The following is a 564-nucleotide window of genomic DNA, read 5'->3' on the forward strand; positions in this document are numbered from 1 at the left end:
GGGAGACTTGAACATCCTTCTCTCTTGAGTTCTCAGGACAGACAATATCTGATGTGGATTTACCAGTCAGCTTTGGAGAAGGATTATAGTGTCAAGGTAATTGGCGACAAGCATTTTGTATTGAAGAGACAAGATGCTACTAAATTGACAGGGCGCCAAACTCAAACTTTGGAAATTCTGAGCCAATCAGAAGACTTGGTCAATCCTGTCTATGTTACATTAGGAGAAAAGGGGGTGCTCTTGCTTGATTAAGAGAGGAGATGTTGTAGCTCTTTATTTGCCTTTTCCGACTATTAGTAGCGATTTGGCTGTGAAGAATCATATGTATATTTGTATTGACAACAGCATGACTAAAAACAAAGAGTTGGTTAAAAATCAGACCTTCAAACCAGCTCTCTTGACCAGACGTTTGGTCAAGAACTTTATGATAGAAGAGCCGGATTTAGCTCGTAATCCTTTTACAAGACCAACCTTGATTGACTTAGATAAGGTATTTATGTTGGATAATACGGTCATTCCGACTTCTTATCTAGCCAGACGGCGACGCAATGTCTCAGAAGAATT

At 39.7% G+C, this 564-nt stretch carries 1 protein-coding gene and 1 pseudogene; both read left to right on the plus strand.

Annotated features, from left to right (window positions below):
• Positions 1-252, plus strand: a pseudogene (locus DSY56_RS11680) (hypothetical protein); the annotation flags it as partial.
• A gap of 70 nt (positions 253-322) precedes the next feature.
• On the plus strand, positions 323-564 hold a 242-nt coding region (locus tag DSY56_RS11685; RefSeq protein WP_182911132.1), incomplete at its 3' end, for a hypothetical protein.

It is taken from the genome of Streptococcus sp. 596553 (genome assembly GCF_900411395.1).
Taxonomy (GTDB): Bacteria; Bacillota; Bacilli; order Lactobacillales; family Streptococcaceae; genus Streptococcus; species Streptococcus mitis_BA.